The organism is Promicromonospora sp. MEB111, assembly GCF_030209445.1.
Taxonomy (GTDB): domain Bacteria; phylum Actinomycetota; class Actinomycetes; order Actinomycetales; family Cellulomonadaceae; genus Promicromonospora.
The window spans coordinates 167,393-184,545 of the sequence record NZ_JARVSD010000018.1; the positions used below are offsets into that span (position 1 = coordinate 167,393).

The following is a 17,153-nucleotide window of genomic DNA, read 5'->3' on the forward strand; positions in this document are numbered from 1 at the left end:
GTCGGTGCAACATCTCCAAGAATGATGCATACTGGACATACAGATCGACGATGATCGGAGGACCGATGACGCTCGCACCCGAGCCACCCGCCACGGACCTGCTGGAGGCGGACTTCTACGCGTTCCAGGACCTGCTCACCCCGGCCGAGCAGAAGAAGGCCCTGGCCGTCCGGGAGTTCATGGAGCGCGAGGTGCGCCCCATCGCGGACGACTACTGGGAGCGCGCCGAGTGCCCCGTGCACCTGTTCAAGCCCTACGCGCAGCTCGGCACCATCGGGTCGGGCTGGGCCGAGACGCAGGGGGAGGACACCTCGGCCGTGTTCCGCGGCTGGGTGGGCATGGAGACGGCGCGCGTCGACTCCTCGTTCTGCACCTTCATCGGGGTCTCCGGCGGCCTGGCGATGACCTCGATCGGCCTCGGCGGCTCCGCCGAGCAGCGCGAGCAGTGGCTGCCGCCCATGGCGGCCGGCGACGTGATCGGCGCGTTCGGGCTCACCGAGCCCCTGGCCGGCTCCGACACCGCCAAGGGCCTGCGCACCACCGCCACCCGCACCGGCGACACCTGGGTGCTCGACGGCGCCAAGCGCTGGATCGGCAACGCCACGTTCGCCGACGTCGTGGTCATCTGGGCCAAGGACACCGCCGACGACCAGGTCAAGGGCTTCCTGGTGCGCAAGGGCACGCCCGGCTTCACCGCCACCAAGATCGAGCGCAAGCAGTCCCTGCGCATCGTGCAGAACGCCGACATCGTGCTCGACGGCGTCCGCGTCGACGAGGCCGACCGCCTGCAGCACATCAACAGCTTCCGCGACGTCGCCAAGGTGCTGCGCATCACCCGCGACGGCGTGTCCTGGCAGGCGCTGGGCACCATGATCGGCGCCTACGAGGCCGCCGTGGCCTACACCAGGCAGCGCGAGCAGTTCGGCAACCCCATCGCCAGCTACCAGCTCATCCAGGACAAGCTCGCCACGGCGTACGCGAACGTCACGGCGAGCTTCGCCATGTGCGTCCGCGTGGCACAGCTCCAGGACCGCGGCACCCAGACCGACGCCCACGCCGCGATGGCCAAGGCGTTCGTCACCACCCGCATGCGCGAGACCGTCGCGCTGTGCCGGGAGGCATGCGGCGGCAACGGGATCACACTGGATCACGGCGTGGCGCGGTTCTTCGCCGACGCCGAGGCGGTCTACACGTTCGAGGGGACCAAGGACATGAACCAGCTCATCGTGGGCCGCGCCATCACCGGCCACGCGGCGTTCGTCTGAGGGCGCCGCCCACCTGGCTCACCACTGGCTCAAGGAGGAGCACATGACCGAGGCCTACATCGTGGCCACCGCGCGCTCGCCCATCGGGCGCGCGCACAAGGGGTCGCTGAAGGACGTGCGCCCCGACGACCTCGCCGCCGAGATGGTGCGCGCCGCCGTCGGGCAGGTGCCGGGGCTGGACCCGGCGCGGATCGACGACCTGCTGCTGGGCTGCGGCCTGCCGGGCGGCAAGCAGGGCATGAACCTGGCGCGCATCGTCGCGGTGCTGTGCGGCTGGGACACCGTGCCCGGCGCGACCGTCACGCGCTACTGCAGCTCCAGCCTGCAGACCACGCGCATGGCGTTCCACGCGATCAAGGCGGGTGAGGGCGACGTCTTCGTCTCCGCGGGCGTGGAGTCCGTCAGCTCGTTCGCGACCGGGTCGAGCGACTACATCCCGGGCGTGGACCTGCACAACCCCGTCTTCGCAGACGCCCTGGCCCGCACCGAGAAGCGCGCCGGGGCCGGCACCGGCCTGTGGACCGACCCGCGGCTGGAGGGCGTGCTGCCCGACGCGTACATCTCGATGGGGCAGACGGCGGAGAACGTCGCCGCCCTGCGCGGCATCACGCGCGCCGAGCAGGACGAGTTCGCCGCCCGCAGCCAGCAGCGTGCGCAGGCCGCCGTCGCGGCCGGCTTCTGGGCCCGGGACATCACGCCCGTCACCCTGCCCGACGGCACGGTCGTGTCCGCCGACGACGGCCCGCGGCCGGGCACCACCGTGGAGAAGCTCGCGACGCTGGAGCCGGTGTTCCGCCCCGACGGCAGCGTCACCGCGGGCAACGCCTGCCCGCTGAACGACGGCGCCGCCGCGGTCGTCGTCGTCTCCGGCCGGGTCGTCGACGAGCTCGGCCTGACGCCGCTGGCCCGCATCGTGTCCACCGGGGTCAGCGGGCTGTCCCCGGAGATCATGGGGCTCGGCCCCGTCGACGCCAGCCGGCAGGCGCTGCGCCGCGCGGGGCTCACGGTCGACGACATGGACCTCGTGGAGATCAACGAGGCGTTCGCCGCGCAGGTGGTCCCGTCGGCGCGCGAGCTCGGCGTGGACGAGGAGCGGCTGAACGTCAACGGCGGCGCCATCGCCGTGGGCCACCCGTTCGGGATGACCGGGGCGCGCATCACCTCCACCCTGATCAACGCGCTCGCGGACACCGGCGGCCAGTACGGTCTGGAGACGATGTGCGTGGGCGGCGGGCAGGGCATGGCGATGGTGCTGGAGAAGCTCTGAAGGGAGCAGGCGTGCGGATCACCGGTGCGGTGCTGGAGCGCTGCGGCGCGCCCGCGCCCTATGCGGAGTCCAGGCCGGTCACGGTCGGGCCGCTGGAGCTCGACCCGCCGGGTGACGGCGAGGTGCTGGTGCGCATCGAGGCCGCGGGGCTGTGCCACTCCGACCTGTCGGTCGTGGACGGCAACCGGGCTCGGCCGGTGCCGATGCTGCTCGGCCACGAGGCCGCCGGCGTCGTGGAGGCGACCGGCCCCGGCGCGCGCCTCGCCGTCGGGCAGCGGGTGGTCATGACGTTCCTGCCGCGCTGCGGGCAGTGCGCGCAGTGCGCCACCGACGGACGGCTGCCCTGCGCGGTGGGGTCGGCGGCCAACGCGGCCGGGACGCTCGTGGGCGGCGGGCGCCGGCTGCGCCGGGCTGTCCCGGCCGGGTCCGGCGAGGCCCAGGAGGTGCACCACCACCTCGGCGTGAGCGCGTTCGCGAGCCACGCCGTGGTCTCCGAGACCTCCGTGGTGCCCGTGGACCACGACGTCCCGCCCGACATCGCGGCCCTGCTCGGCTGCGCGGTGCTGACCGGCGGCGGCGCCGTCGTCAACGCGGGCCGCCCCGCCCCGGGCGACCGGGTGGCCGTCGTGGGGCTCGGGGGTGTGGGCATGGCGGCGCTCCTGGTGGCCGTGGCGCTCGGGCACGAGGTCGTGGGCGTCGACGCCGTGCCTGCCAAGCTCGACCTGGCGCGCGAGCTGGGCGCGACCCTCGCGGTCGGGCCGCAGGAGGCCGCCGACCAGGGGCTGCGCGCTCCCGTGGTGATCGAGGCGGCGGGCTCGGCCCGCGCGTTCGAGACGGCCTACGCCGTCACGGCCCCGGGCGGCACCACCGTCACGGTGGGGCTGCCCCATCCCGACGCGCGGGCGAGCATCTCGCCGCTCAGCCTCACCGCCGAGGCCCGCACCGTGGTGGGCTCCTACCTCGGCTCGGCCGTGCCGAGCCGCGACATTCCGCGCTACGTCGAGCTGTGGCGCGCCGGGCGGCTGCCCCTGGAGCGCCTGGTGTCCGACCGCATCACCCTGGACGACCTGCCCGCCGCGCTGGACCGCCTCGCCTCCGGCGCGGCGCTGCGGCAGCTCGTGATGTTCTGACCTGAGAAGTTCACGCAACGAGAGGAAACCCTGATGACTCGTACAGCCATCGTCACCGGAGCGGCCCGCGGCATCGGCGCCGCGACGGCCCGCCGGCTCGCGCAGGACGGCTTCGCCGTCGCCGTCCTGGACCTCCTGGAGGACCAGGCGAAGACCACCGCGGAGGCCATCGTGGCGGACGGCGGGCGCGCGCTCGCCGTCGGCGTCGACGTCGCCGACGAGGACTCGGTCGCCGCCGCCGTCGCCCGTGTCACCGCCGAGCTGGGCGCGCCCACCGTGCTGGTGAACAACGCCGGGATCCTGCGCGACAACCTGCTGTTCAAGATGTCGGTGGGCGACTGGGACGCGGTGCTGGGCGTGCACCTGCGGGGCGCGTTCCTGATGACGCGGGCCGTGCAGGCGCACATGGTGGAGGCGAAGTACGGCCGCATCGTGAACCTGTCCTCGACGTCGGCGCTCGGCAACCGCGGCCAGGCCAACTACTCGGCGGCCAAGGCGGGCATGCAGGGCTTCACCAAGACCCTGGCGATCGAGCTCGGCAAGTTCGGCGTCACGGCGAACGCCGTGGCGCCGGGCGTGATCGAGACCGACATGATCCGGGAGACTGCCGAGCGCATCGGGGTGTCCCTGTCCGACTACCTGAGCGTGGCCGCCAAGGACGTCCCCGTGGGCCGCGTGGGCCAGCCCGAGGACATCGCGAACGCCGTGTCGTTCTTCTGCGCCGAGCAGTCGGGGTTCGTCTCGGGCCAGGTGCTGTACGTGGCGGGTGGGCCCAAGGCATGAGCACCGGCGTGGACGGCGTCATCGCCGTCGACTCACCGGCCGACCTCGCCGACGCCGTGGGCCGGACCGCCACGGGCGAGTGGTTCGAGGTCACGCAGGAGCGGATCGCCGCCTTCGCCGACGCGACCGAGGACCACCAGTGGATCCACCTCGACGCCGAGCGGGCGGCCGCCGGGCCGTTCGGCTCCACGATCGCGCACGGCTACCTCACCCTGTCGCTGCTGCCGCACCTGGCGTCCTCGCTCGTCGAGGTGGGCGGCGTCGCCATGGTGATGAACTACGGCATGGACCGGCTGCGGTTCCTCAGCCCGGTGCCCTCGGGCGCGCGGGTGCGGGCCGTCACCGAGATCCTCTCGGCCGAGCCGGCGGCGGCCGGCGTGCGGCTCGCCTCGAAGGTCACCGTCGAGATCGAGGGGGCCGAGAAGCCGGCCCTGGTCGCGCACACCCTGTCGCTCTACGTGCTGGAGACCTGAGGGCTCCTGCGGCCCGGCCGAGCGCTGGGCTGTTGCGACACGACATCTGTTGCGGAACGACACGAGGTACCGATCCCGGTTCGGGATCGGTACCTCGTGTCGTTCCGGTCAGATGCTCTTGACCGAACTGTTCGGCACAGCCCGACCTGTCGAGCCCGCCGCAGTGTTGCGAACAGATGGTTTGACAGGTGCGCCGCGGAGCGATGTACTGGTGTTCTATCGAACATGTGTTCGCAAGTGCTCCACCACCGGTCTCTCGCCGGCAGGCACCATCGCTGGAGGGACATGACCGTCGTAACCATCTCCTCGAAGGCCGGGACCGACGCCAGGCAAGCCGGCACCGCCGACACCGTCACGAAGCACGCGCAGGCGCTCGCGGCGCTGCGGCACGCCGAGGCGCGCACCGGCGTGCGCAAGCAGGCCACGGCCGCGCGGACCGCCGTCCAGACCGTCCGCGCCGAGCAGCCCGGCGAGCCGCGGCGGGTGCAGGTCCGGGCGCTGCGGGGCGGGCTCTCGACCGAGCCCGCGTCCGCGGTGGGCGACCGGTCCGCGGCGAGCCCCGCGCCGTCGTCGGGCAGCCGGGTGAGCGGAGCCGCCGGACCGGGTGAGGGCGCGCGCGTGCTGCCCGTGCACCCGCACCTCGCGACCCTCCTGCCCGACGGCGGCCTGCGGGCCGGGACCACCGTCGCGGTCCGGGGCTCGACGTCGCTGCTGCTCACGCTGCTCGCCGAGGCGTCCCGCGACGGGGCCTGGACGGTGCTGGTCGGGTACCCGGCCGCCGGGATGGCCGCCGCGGCCGACGCCGGGTGCGACCTGACCCGCACCCTGGTGGTCCCGCTGCCGGCCGGGTCGGGGGTGGACGCGCCCGCCGTGCTCGCCGCGCTGATCGACGGCATGGACGTGGTGGTGGTCGGGCCGGAGGTGGCGCTGCTGGACCAGGACCGCCGCCGGCTGTCGGCCCGCGCCCGGGAACGAGGAACCGTGCTGGTCCCCACCGCCCCGTTGAGTGCTGGATATTCGCCCCTCCAACGGCCCTCGACGGGGCGAATGTCCAGCACTCAACGGGACGCGGGGGACTGGGCGGGCGCCCACGTGGTGCTCGAGGCCACGGGAGGAGCCTGGTCGGGGGTCGACGGCGGGGTGGGCTGGCTGCGACGTCGGACCCTGCGGGTGCGGCGCACCGGGCGGGGGAGCGCGGCGCGTCCGGTGCACCTGGACGTGGAGGTGCCGGTGTGCCGGACGGGCCCGGGCGGCCTGGCCGGGGTGCGCGACGGTATCGAGAATCCGGGCGGTGCCGAGATGCCCGCCGGTGCCGAGATGCCGGACGTCGTCGGGATGGTCGCCGGGGACGCCGAGGCGCCGGACGAGGCCGTCGAGAGCCGGCCGCCGCTGGAGCTGGTGGGATGACGGCGTCCGGGGCCGCGACCCGCACCGCCTGCCTCTGGGTGCCCGACTGGCCGGTCGTCGCCGCCCTGGTCGTCGCCGGCCTGGGCCCCGAGGTGCCCGCCGCCGTCACGGGCGGTCCCGGCGGGCGGATCGTCGCGGTGTCCGCCCCCGCGCGCAGCGCCGGGGTGCGCCGCGGCATGCGCCGTCGCGAGGCCCAGGGGCGCTGCCCCGACCTGCAGCTCTGGACCGCCGACGACGCCCGCGACGCCCGCGAGTTCGAACCCGTCGCCGTGGCCGCCGAGACCGTGGTCTCCGGGCTGGAGATCGCCCGCCCGGGACTGCTCCTGCTGCCGTCGGGCGGCGCGGCCCGCTACCACGGCTCCGAGCACGACCTGGCGCGCGAGCTGACCGAGCAGGTCGCCGTCCGCACCGGCCACGAGTGCCAGGTCGGGGTTGCGGACGGTTTCCTGGCCGCCGTCCTGGCCGCGCGGGACGACGCCGTCGTGCCGCCGGGGGACTCCCGGGACTACCTCGCGCCCCGTCCCGCCGCGGTGCTCGTGCACGCCCGGCCCGCCGACCGGGCGCTGACCGAGCTGGTCGACCTGTGGCGCCGCCTCGGCGTGCGCACGCTCGCGGACCTGGCCGCCCTGCCCGACGCCGCCGTTGCCGCCCGGTTCGGCGACCTCGGCGTCTGGGCGCAGCGCCTCGCCCGCGGGCAGGACGTGCGCCCGCCCGCCCGGCGCCGGCTCGTCGAGGACCTGACCGTCACCGAGGAGCTGGACCCGCCGGCGCACCGGGTCGACGTCGCGACCTTCGCCGCCCGCCGCCTGGCCGAGCGACTGCACGACGACCTGCACCGGCGCGGCCTGGCGTGCGGCCGGCTGCGGATCACGGCGCGCGCCGTCGACCCGGTCACGGGCGAGGCCCGCACCCTGGAGCGGCTGTGGCGCACCGACGACACCCTCGGCGGGCTGTCGGCCGCCCGGATCACCGACCGCGTGCGCTGGCAGCTCGAGGGCTGGCTCACGGCGTCGTCCCTCGGGCAGGGCGAGCAGCCCGCCCCGATCGCGGGCCTGAGCCTGGCCGCCGAGGAGGTCGCCCCCGCCGGGGCCCTGCAGCCGCGCCTCTGGGGGCCTGGTGCGGGCGAGGACCTGCGCGCCCGCCGCGCCGTCGAGCGTGTGCAGGCCCTGCTCGGCGGCGACGCCGTGCTCACCGTGCGGCTCCAGGGTGGGCGCGACCCCCGCGACCGCGTGCAGCTCGTGCCCTACGGCGAGCAGGTCCCGCCCGAGCGCGACCCCGACCGGCCCTGGCCCGGCGCCCTCCCGCCCCCGGCGCCGTCGGTCGTGCTGCCCGAGCCCGTGCCCGCGCACGTGCTCGACGCCGACGGGCGGCCCGTCGTCGTCGGCGTGCGGCTGGCGGTCAGCGGCGAACCGGCCCGCGTGGTGGTGCCGGAGGAGGCGGCGGGCGGCGGCTCGGACGGTGCGGACGGCGGTGCGTCCGGCGGCGCGGACGACGACGGCGCGTGGGCCGGTCTCGACGCCGCCGTCGTCGACTGGGCCGGACCCTGGCCGGTCGCCGAACGGTGGTGGACGTCCCGGGGCAAGCGCCGCGTGTTCCTCCAGGTGGTGGTCGACGGCCCCGCCGGACGGCCGGGGGAGCTCACGCTCGGCCTGCTGCTGTCGTCGGCGGCGGGGGCCTGGTCCCTGGAGGCCCTCTATGACTGAGCCCGTGCCGTACGCCGAGCTGCACGCGCACTCCGCGTTCAGCTTTCTCGACGGCGCCTCCCACCCCGAGGAGCTCGCCGCCGAGGGGGCTCGGCTCGGGCTCAAGGCGCTCGCGGTCACCGACCACGACGGGCTGTACGGGGTGGTGCGGTTCTCGGAGGCCGCGAAGAAGGTCCAGCTCCCCACCGCGTTCGGGGCGGAGCTGCACCTGCCGGCCCCGGCCGGCGCGGGCGGCGCACCCGTGCTCGACCCGCCCACGGGGATCCCCGATCCGCGCGCGACGCACCTGCTCGTGCTGGCGCGCGGGCCGCAGGGGTACCGCAACCTGTCGAGCGCGATCGGCACCGCGCACCTCGACGCGGGCGTCAAGGGTGCCGCGAACTACACGCTGGAGGGGCTGGGCGAGGCGGCGTCGGGCGAGTGGCTGATCCTGACGGGCTGCCGCAAGGGTCCGGTCCGCCAGGCCCTGATGGTCCCGTCGGGGAACCGGAGTGATCGGTTGGCGGGTGGGCGGCGGGAGCTGGCGCGCCTGGTCGATGTGTTCGGGCGGGACAACGTGGTCGTCGAGATCACCGCGACCGGCGACCCCCGCGACGCCGACCTGCACGCCGCGCTCGCCCTTCTCGCACAGGAGGCGGGCCTGCCGCTCGTCGCCACCACCGCCGCGCACTACGCCCGCCCCCGGGACGCCGACCTGGCGGGCGCCCTGGCCGCCGTCCGCGCCCGGTCCAGCCTGGACGACCTGGACGGCTGGCTGCCCGGCGCGCCCACCGCCCACCTGCGCAGCGGTGCGGAGATGGCCCGCCTGCACCGGCTGCACCCGCAGGCCGTGGCGACGGCGGCCGCGCTGGGCGCCGAGTGCGCGTTCGACCTGGAGCTCATCGCGCCGAACCTGCCGCCGTACCCCGTCGGGGAGGGGCACGACGAGGCCTCCTGGCTGCGCGAGCTCACCCACCGCGGCGCGACCGCCCGCTACGGACCGCGGGAGGACAACCCGAAGGCGTGGGCGCAGATCGACCACGAGCTGAGGGTCATCACCGACCTGGGCTTCCCCGGGTACTTCCTGGTGGTCTACGACCTCGTGGAGTTCTGCCGCACCCACGGCATCCTCGCGCAGGGCCGGGGCAGCGCGGCCAACTCCGCCGTCTGCTACGCGCTGGGGATCACCGCCGTGGACGCCGTCCGGCACGAGCTGCTGTTCGAGCGCTTCCTCGCACCGGAGCGGGACGGCCCGCCGGACATCGACATCGACATTGAGTCGGTGCGCCGCGAGGAGGTGATCCAGTACGTCTACGAGCGGTTCGGGCGTACGCACGCGGCGCAGGTCGCCAACGTCATCTCCTACCGGCCGCGGTCCGCGGTGCGCGACGCCGCCCGCGCGCTCGGGTACGACGTCGGCCAGCAGGACGCGTGGTCCAAGAGCATCGAACGCTGGGGCACGCTCAAGCCGAGGGCGACCACTTCGCCGTCGGGCACCTCGGGGCCGCCGCCGGACGGCGCCCCGGGCGCCGGACCCGCCCCGCAGAACCGGACCGCCGCCAAGGACGCCCGCATGACGGCGCTGTGGGGACCGGGCGAGGGTGGTGCCTTCGTCGACGTGCTGGCGCAGGAGGCGCGCGCCCCGGGCGAGCCCCGGGAGCGCGCCGACGACAGCCACGACGTGGTGCCGTTCCGCACCCCGCCGTCGGCGGCGCAGGAGGGGGAGATCCCCGACGACGTGCTCGACCTGGCCGACCGGATGCTCCGCCTGCCGCGCCACCTGGGCATCCACTCCGGCGGCATGGTCATGTGCGACCGTCCTGTGATCGAGGTGGTACCCGTCGAGTGGGCCCGCATGGAGGGGCGCACCGTGCTCCAGTGGGACAAGGAGGACTGCGCCGACGCCAAGCTGGTGAAGTTCGACCTGCTGGGCCTGGGCATGCTGACCGCCATCCGGTACGCGTTCGAGTTCATCGAGGAGCACACCGGGGAGCGGCCCACGCTGCACGGCCTGCCGCAGGACGACCCCGCCGTCTACGACCTGCTGTGCGCGGCCGACACCGTGGGCGTGTTCCAGGTCGAGTCGCGCGCCCAGATGGCGACGCTGCCACGCCTGCGGCCGCGCACGTTCTACGACATCGTCGTGGAGGTCGCGCTCATCCGGCCCGGCCCCATCCAGGGCGGGTCCGTGCACCCGTACATCGAGCGGGCGCGCGGACGGGAGCCCGTGTCGTACCCGCACCCGCTGCTGGAGAAGTCCCTGAGCCGCACCCTGGGCGTGCCGCTGTTCCAGGAGCAGCTCATGCAGATGGCGATCGACGTCGCCGGGTTCTCGGGCAAGGAGGCCGACCAGCTGCGGCGGGCCATGGGGTCCAAACGGTCGGTCGAGCGCATGGAGGCGCTGCGCGAACGGCTCTTCGCCGGGATGACGGCCAACGACGTGCCCCCGGACGTGCAGGAGGAGATCTTCGAGAAGCTCAAGGCGTTCGCCGACTTCGGCTTCCCCGAGTCGCACGCCTACTCCTTCGCGTACCTGGTCTACGCGAGCTCGTGGCTCAAGGTGTACCACCCGGCCGCGTTCTACGCGGGGCTGCTCGCGGCCCAGCCCATGGGGTTCTACTCCCCGCAGTCCCTCGTCGCCGACGCGCGCCGGCACGGGGTGCGCGTGCTGCGGCCCTCGGTCGCCGCGTCGCGCGTGCTCTCGTCGGTCGAGCGGGCCGACGGAGAGCTCGTGGTCCGCATGGGACTGGAGTCCGTGCGCGGCATCGGCAAGGACAAGGCGGAGGAGATCGTCGCGGCGCGGGACGCCGCCGGCCTTGCGGGGTTCGCGTCGCTGCGGGACCTGGTGCGGCGGGTCGAGCTGTCGACGGTGCAGCTCGAGGCGCTCGCGACCGGCGGCGCGCTGGAGCCGTTCGGCGTCGAGCGCCGAGCGGGGCTGTGGGCCGCGGGAGCCCTGGGCCAGGAGGGGCCGACGACGCTGCCCGGCGTCAGCGTCGGCGTCGACGCCCCGATGCTGCCGGGGATGAGCGAGGTCGAGCTGTCGCAGGCCGACGCGTGGGCGACCGGCGTCACGCCCGACTCGTACCCGACGCAGCACGTCCGGCCGGGACTGGAGGCGGCCGGCGTGCTCACCGTGGCCCAGGCGATGGTGACCGAGCCGGGACGCCGGGTCGCCGTCGGCGGGGTGGTGACGCACCGGCAGCGGCCGGGCACGGCCGGGGGCGTGACGTTCCTGTCCCTGGAGGACGAGACAGGGCTGCTGAACGTGATCTGCACCGTCGGGCTGTGGCAGCGGTTCCGCCGGGTCGCGCGGTCGGCGCAGGCCATGGTGATCCGGGGGCGGATCGAGGCCGCCGACGGCGCCGTCAACCTCCTGGCGGAACACCTCGCCCCGCTGACGCTGGCGGTCCCGGGGCGGTCGCGGGACTTCCGGTAGGCGCCCGGCGGCGTCAGCCCAGGTACAGCTGGCCCGTGCTGGTGGCCCACAGCGCCGCCGAACCCGCGCCGACCAGCACGGCGGAGATCACGTAGAACCAGATCTTCATGCGGTGCCCGGTGATGCGCAGCAGCACGGCCAGGCCGAACGCGGCGACCGCCAGGGCGGGGGCGGCGAGGAACGGGTCGCCGCCCTGCGCGTCCTGGGTGACCAGCACGTACACGGCGCTCAGGAGCAGCAGCCGGGGGACCCAGCGCAGCAGGGCGCCGAGCAGCCGGACCGGCCACGGCCTCCGCCGCGGCGCGACGGGGGCGGGTGCCGGCGTCCGCGGCTGCTTGCCCGGCCGCGCACCCTGCTGCCCGCCCGGCTGCACCTGCTGCCTGCCGGGCGGCACGGCCTGCTGCCCGCCCGGCGGCATGCTCTGCGGTCGCACGGCGGTCCGCTGTGCGGCGGCGGGCGGCCGTACGGGCTGCCGGGCCGGCTGAGCGGTCGGCGGTGCGCCCTGCTGCCTCGTCGGTTGCGCGACGGGCGGTCTGCCGCCCGGCTGCACGGCCGGCATCGGCCGGGTGGCGCGCAGGGACGGGCTGGGCGCGGCCTGCTGCGGGGCGGGGCCGAGGTGCTTGACCGGGCTCTTGCGCGGCTGGTACGACTGCGGCGGCGGAACCTGGCTGCGCACCACCTGGGTCGCGGCGGCCGACGGCGGCGTCGCGGCGGTGGACCCCGCGGACGACCCGACCGGGGTCACGGACCGCGGCCGGCTGGTGACGGGGGCGCGCTTGCTCGCCGGCGCGGGCTCGGGACTGCGGAACGCGCGCCAGCCGCGGAGCGTGTCGGCGTGCCCCTCCGGGGGAGTGGCGACCCGCCAGCGCATCGCAAGCCAGATCCAGTCCTTGATCTCGGCCGGGGTGCGGCCGCCGGCGACCTCCGCGCCGATCTCCGCGACGTGGTCGGCCACGACCTGCTCGGCGGCGCCGTCGAAACCGTCCGCGTGCACCTCGGTCAGCACGCTCATCAGCGCCCGGTCGTAGACGAGGGCGTGCCAGGGTTCCGGGACGCGGGTGGGCGTGATCTCGTCCGACCGGTCGAGCTCACGCTGGAGCACCCGGGTGCTGCCCCGGCCGGGCAGGATGTCCGTCGAGGGCAGCGTGGCGACCTCGGCGGCCGTCACGCCGTCGCTGACGAGCTGCGAGGTGAGCAGGAGCGTCGGGTCGGGCGTCGCGCTCGCGATCCGGGCGCGCACCACGCTCGCGATGTTCTCCAGCGGCGGCCGGTGGTTCGGCTGGTACCGCGTCATGGCCAGGACCAGGGACTGCAGGTGCCGGTCGATGGCCGGGCGCTCGGGCAGGGGATCGTCGTCCGGCACGACGCCGGCGGGCTCCTCCTCCACGAGGTCGGCGGGCGTCAGGTCCCGGCCCAGGAAGTTCAGGTCCAGCGGCAGCGCGCCCGTGCTCGCGTACACCAGGAGCAGGCCCAGGCTGTACACGTCGGACCGCGGGTGCACCCGGCGTCCGAACAGCTCGGGCGCCATGTAGGCCATGGTCCCGGCCGGCTGCGTGGAGGTCGCGGCGTCGAAGACCTTGGCGATGCCCAGGTCGATGAGCACGGCGCGGTCGCCGTCCACCATGATGTTCGCCGGCTTGAGGTCGCGGTGCAGGCAGCGCTCCTCCTGCAGCACGAGCAGCGCGTCGACGATCTGCCGGGCCAGGTGCAGCGCCTCAGGGCCGGACAGCGGCCCGTCCTCGCGCACCCGGTCGCGCAGCGTGGTGCCGGGCACGAGCTCCATCGCGAACCAGGGCTGCGTCGCGTCCAGACCGGCCTCGACGAAGCGCGGGAAGCCCCGGCCGTCGAGCCGTTCCAGCAGGTGCGCCTCCTGGGCGAAGCGCTCCCGGGCGTCGTCGTGCAGGCCGGTCAGGACCTTCAGGGCCACCTCGGTGCCGTCGTCGGCCTGCGCCTGGTACACGTGCGCGAAGCCGCCGTGACCCAGCGCCTCGGCGAGCGTGAACCGGCCCAGGCGTTCCCCGCTGGCGGGGATGCGCCGCACCGGCCGCATCGGCAGCGCGGCGGCGCGTGGGGCGGGGGCGGCGGGCTCCGCCAGCGGGGCGGGCGGGAGCTCCGGGGTGGGCTCGGCGTCCGGCTCCGGCAGGGGCGCGGGCGCCGGCGTGGGCTCGGGCTCTGCGGCGTACGCGGCCTCGTCGAGTTCTGTGTCGGCCTCGGCTTCGGCCTCGGCCGGCTCCGCGACAGCGGCAGCCTCGGTCGTCTCGGGAGCGTCGGCCGGCTCCGGGATCTCTGCCTCCGGGATCTCTGCCTCCGCGACCTCTGCCTCCGCGACCGGCGGGTCGGGGACGGGCCCACGTTCCGCCGGGGGCTCGAGGTCGCGTCCCGAGGACGGCTCAGGCTCCGTGACGGGCTCACGTCCGGTGACCGGTTCGGGTCCCGTGGCCGGCTCAGGCTCGACCGGGGCCGCTCCGGGCTCGGCCACGTCGTCCGCCCCGGGCGGCGCGGGTACGGGCGCGAGCTCCCTGGTCGGCTCCTCGGCCGTTTCCTCGGTCGGCGGCGCGGGGACCGGCGCGAGCTCCGGGGTCGGCGGGGGGCCTGCTGCGGGCTCGGGCTCCGTTGACGGGACCGGACCGGGGCCGACGGCCGCTGGCGCGACCTCGCCGACGCCGGGTGCTGGTGACGTCATGCCGGAAAACCTACCAGCGGACCCCTGCCGATCGGAGGAAAGTCCGCGCCGGGTCCGGAACCCGTCGACCACAGCAGTTGCTGCCGGAGCAGCCCCGATCCGGCAGCAACTGCTGTGCTCGACCTAGACACCCTGGGTGCGGTACCAGGCGATCTTCTCCCGGAGGCGTTCCTGCTGGCTGCGCAGGGCGTCGATCGACTCCTGGACCCGCCGGTCGTGCTCCTCCAGCAGCGCGACGCGCGCGGCCAGGGTCGCCTCGTCGAGCGACAGCTCGGCGTAGCGCTTGAGGTCGGCGATCGGCATGCCGGTGTCGCGGAGGCAGTGCACCAGGTCGAGCCAGCCCAGGTCGTCCTGCGTGTAGGTGCGGTGCCCGCCCGACGTCCGTGCGATGGGGCGCAGGATGCCCTCGCGCTCGTAGTACCGCAGCGTGTCGATGCTGAAACCGGAGACCTCGGCGGCCTGCGCGGGCGAGTACGTGATCATGTTCTGATCCTGCCCTTGACCTGGAGCGCGCTCCAGGGTTTTCGCTGCTCTCATGACCACGACCCAGAGCGCCACCCAGCACACCACCCTTCACGACACCCCACCCGCCGCACGCCTGGTGCTCGGCGCCATGATGTTCGGCACCGCCGTCGACGAGCCCACGTCGTTCGCCCTCCTCGACCAGTTCGTCGACGCCGGCGGCCGCTGGATCGACACCGCCGACTGCTACTCCTTCTGGGCGAGCGAGTCCGGCTACGGCGGGCAGAGCGAGGAGGTGCTCGGCCGCTGGCTCGCCGCGCGCCCCGGCATGCGCGACCACGTGCTGCTCTCCACCAAGTTCGGGGCCGAGCCGCGCGACGCCGCCGACTGGCCCGCCTCCCGCACCGGTCTGTCGGCCGCCGCGGTCCGCGAACAGCTCACCCGCAGCCTGCGCCGCCTCGGCACCGACCACGTCGACCTGGCCTGGGCGCACATGGAGGACCGCTCGGTCCCGGTCGAGGAGACCGCGGACGCCTGCGCGGCCCTCGTGTCCGACGGCGTCGTGGCCCGGATCGGCACCTCGAACCACCCCGCGTGGCGGGTCGAGCGGGCCCGGCGGCACGCCGTCGGGCGGGACAAGGAACCGTTCAGCGTGGTGCAGCACGCCTACAGCTACCTCCAGCCGCGCCCGGGCACGCTCACGGGGAACCACCGGTTCGGCTGGCTCGACGACGAGCTGGTCGACCTGGCCGCCGTCGAGCACCTGGACGTCTGGGCGTACACGCCCCTGCTGTCCGGCGCGTACGACAACCCGGCCAAGCCGATCCCCGAGGTCTTCGACCACCCGGGCACCGCCCGGCGGCTGGCCGTGCTCGACGACGTCGCGGCCGAGCTCGACGCGTCCCGCGGCCAGGTGGTGCTCGCCTGGCTGACGGCCCGCGGCATCCACCCGATGCTGGGCGGCAGCAAGCCGGCCCAGCTGGAGTCGGCGCTCGCGGCGATGACCCTGCCGCTCACCCCGGACCAGGCAACCCGCCTGACGGCGGTAGACGTCACCTCGCCCGCCTCCTGACCGTTGAGTGCTGGACATTCGCCCTTCTGGCACACGAAAAAGGGCGAATATCCAGCACTCAACGGGTCAGGAGAGGTCGATCGTCAGCGGCTCGAAGGGGGTCGCCACCGGGTAGCTGCCGCCCCAGAGCTTCGCGCCGTCCTCCGTCAGGTCGACCTGCGCCCAGGTGAGGCGGGCGCCGTCGGCCGACCGCTCGGGCGCGCCGGCCAGGCGGAACGCGACCGTGCGCACGTCCGACTCGCGGTCCCGGATGGACATGGTCCAGTCGGGACCGCCGTCGGCGGGGGCGACGACCTCGATGTCGGCGACCTCGCCGACGAATGAGCCGAAGTGCCCGATGAAGATGACCGACCCCGTGAACGCGAACGACGAGGAGTCCGCGGACACCTCAGGAGTACGTTCCGGGTCGAGCGGGAAGTGGAACGAGGCGCCGCTGCCGCCTACTGCGTCGTCCTGCACGATGCGGCCGCCAGGCGCCCCCATCACGTACATCAGCAGGCTTGCCTTGATCTCCCAGTCCAGATGAGCCACCCGAGAACGGTACCCCCGCGTGGCGATTTCTACCGCTTTGCGCCGGGCGGATGGGTGCGGCAGAAGCCGCGGACGGCGTCGTTCACTGGCTCGGGACGCTCCAGGTTGCTCATGTGGCCGGTGCCCTCGACCACGACGAGCGTCGCGTCCGGGATCGCCGCCTCGAACCGGCGCGCGACCCCGAGCGGGGAGCGCGCGTCCAGGCGTCCCCAGATCAGCAGCGTGGGGACGTCGATCCGCGGCAGCAGGTCGGCAAGATCGGCCTCGGCCATGATCTCCAGCTGCTGGGCGAGGGTTGCCGGGCGCACGTCGGCGGCGATGTCCGCGAGCAGCGGCACGAGCTCCGGCGGCGGGTCGCCGGCGAACAGCCCGGGAAAGGCGAGGCCGAGCTCCACGGGAGGCGCGGCGAGCATCCTGCGTGCTCCGGCGATCCGCGCTCGCACCTCGGCGGCGGGCAGCGACCCCTTCCAGCCGGCGTAGGTGTCGACCAGGACGAGAGTCGCGACCAGCTCGGGCCGACGGCGGTAGAGCTCGAGCGCCACGGTGCCGCCCCAGGACCGGCCGGCGACGTGCGCGGGTCCGAGCCCCATCGCCTCGATCAGCGCGGCGAGCCCGTCCGCGAAGCCGGCCAGCCCGAAGCCCTCGGGCAGGTCGGACGATCGCCCGGCGCCCGGCTCGTCCCACGCCACGACCGTCAGCTCGTCGGCCAGGCCGGCGAGCTGGGGCCGCCAGATGCGGCAGTCCTCGGCGGCGCCGTGCACGAGGACCAGGGGCGGCCCCTGGCCGGCCCGCTCGTAAGCGATCCGAAGCCCGCCCACCCGGATGAAGCCCACTCCTGGACCGTACGCGCGCCAGGGCGGGCGTGCAGGGGCGCCGGCGCGCGTCGCCGGGCGTTCACGTCGTCGTCGCCCTCCTGACGGCGCGTCGCCACGACCTGGCCACGGGACCTGTCCAGGCTCAGC

The 17,153-nt window shown here is 74.9% G+C and carries 13 protein-coding genes; 9 read left to right on the forward strand and 4 right to left on the reverse strand.

Annotation, left to right across the window (positions count from 1 at the left end; genetic code table 11):
- The first annotated feature begins 65 nt into the window (after positions 1-65).
- From QRN56_RS22010 to QRN56_RS22045, 8 genes are all read left to right on the forward strand, one after another.
- Positions 66-1,265, forward strand: coding sequence for an acyl-CoA dehydrogenase family protein (locus QRN56_RS22010; protein WP_285106857.1), 1,200 nt, complete (start codon positions 66-68; stop codon positions 1,263-1,265).
- 43 nt (positions 1,266-1,308) lie between these two features.
- The gene (locus QRN56_RS22015) at positions 1,309-2,532 is read left to right on the forward strand and encodes an acetyl-CoA C-acetyltransferase (RefSeq protein ID WP_285106858.1); all 1,224 of its coding nucleotides are present in this window, start codon (positions 1,309-1,311) and stop codon (positions 2,530-2,532) included.
- A gap of 11 nt (positions 2,533-2,543) precedes the next feature.
- On the forward strand, positions 2,544-3,662 hold the full coding sequence (locus tag QRN56_RS22020; RefSeq protein ID WP_285106859.1) for a zinc-binding dehydrogenase: 1,119 nt from the start codon (positions 2,544-2,546) through the stop codon (positions 3,660-3,662).
- A 33-nt stretch (positions 3,663-3,695) separates the two neighbouring features.
- Positions 3,696-4,445 (forward strand): 3-oxoacyl-ACP reductase FabG, encoded by a 750-nt coding sequence (gene fabG, locus QRN56_RS22025; protein ID WP_285106861.1) that lies wholly within the window; start codon positions 3,696-3,698, stop codon positions 4,443-4,445.
- Positions 4,442-4,918: a MaoC family dehydratase gene (locus QRN56_RS22030; RefSeq protein WP_285106863.1), complete on the forward strand. Its 477-nt coding sequence runs from the start codon at positions 4,442-4,444 to the stop codon at positions 4,916-4,918. The genes fabG and QRN56_RS22030 overlap by 4 nt, the downstream gene beginning before the upstream one ends.
- 285 nt (positions 4,919-5,203) lie before the next feature.
- Positions 5,204-6,325: a DnaE2-dependent mutagenesis accessory factor ImuA' gene (gene imuA' / locus QRN56_RS22035; RefSeq protein ID WP_285106864.1), complete on the forward strand. Its 1,122-nt coding sequence runs from the start codon at positions 5,204-5,206 to the stop codon at positions 6,323-6,325.
- Complete coding sequence (locus QRN56_RS22040; RefSeq protein ID WP_285106866.1) at positions 6,322-8,028, forward strand: Y-family DNA polymerase; 1,707 nt, start codon at positions 6,322-6,324, stop codon at positions 8,026-8,028. Before imuA' ends, QRN56_RS22040 begins: the two co-directional genes overlap by 4 nt.
- A complete protein-coding gene (locus QRN56_RS22045; protein ID WP_285106867.1) occupies positions 8,021-11,443 on the forward strand; it encodes an error-prone DNA polymerase in 3,423 nt (1,140 codons plus the stop codon). The genes QRN56_RS22040 and QRN56_RS22045 overlap by 8 nt, the downstream gene beginning before the upstream one ends.
- A gap of 13 nt (positions 11,444-11,456) precedes the next feature.
- Here the strand turns inward: QRN56_RS22045 and QRN56_RS22050 are convergent, their stop codons facing one another.
- A complete protein-coding gene (locus QRN56_RS22050) occupies positions 11,457-14,126 on the reverse strand; it encodes a serine/threonine-protein kinase (protein WP_285106868.1) in 2,670 nt (889 codons plus the stop codon).
- 123 nt (positions 14,127-14,249) lie between these two features.
- Positions 14,250-14,609, reverse strand: coding sequence for a MerR family transcriptional regulator (locus tag QRN56_RS22055; protein ID WP_285106870.1), 360 nt, complete (start codon positions 14,607-14,609; stop codon positions 14,250-14,252).
- Between the two features lie 52 nt (positions 14,610-14,661).
- On the opposite strand from QRN56_RS22055, the gene QRN56_RS22060 reads away from it, so the two are divergent.
- On the forward strand, positions 14,662-15,660 hold the full coding sequence (locus tag QRN56_RS22060; RefSeq protein WP_285106873.1) for an aldo/keto reductase: 999 nt from the start codon (positions 14,662-14,664) through the stop codon (positions 15,658-15,660).
- Between the two features lie 66 nt (positions 15,661-15,726).
- On the opposite strand, the gene QRN56_RS22065 is transcribed toward QRN56_RS22060, so the two are convergent.
- Together QRN56_RS22065 and QRN56_RS22070 are read right to left on the reverse strand one after the other, a co-directional pair.
- On the reverse strand, positions 15,727-16,191 hold the full coding sequence (locus tag QRN56_RS22065) for an HtaA domain-containing protein (protein WP_285106875.1): 465 nt from the start codon (positions 16,189-16,191) through the stop codon (positions 15,727-15,729).
- 29 nt (positions 16,192-16,220) lie between these two features.
- On the reverse strand, positions 16,221-17,024 hold the full coding sequence (locus QRN56_RS22070; protein WP_285106877.1) for an alpha/beta fold hydrolase: 804 nt from the start codon (positions 17,022-17,024) through the stop codon (positions 16,221-16,223).
- Positions 17,025-17,153: the final 129 nt, after the last annotated feature.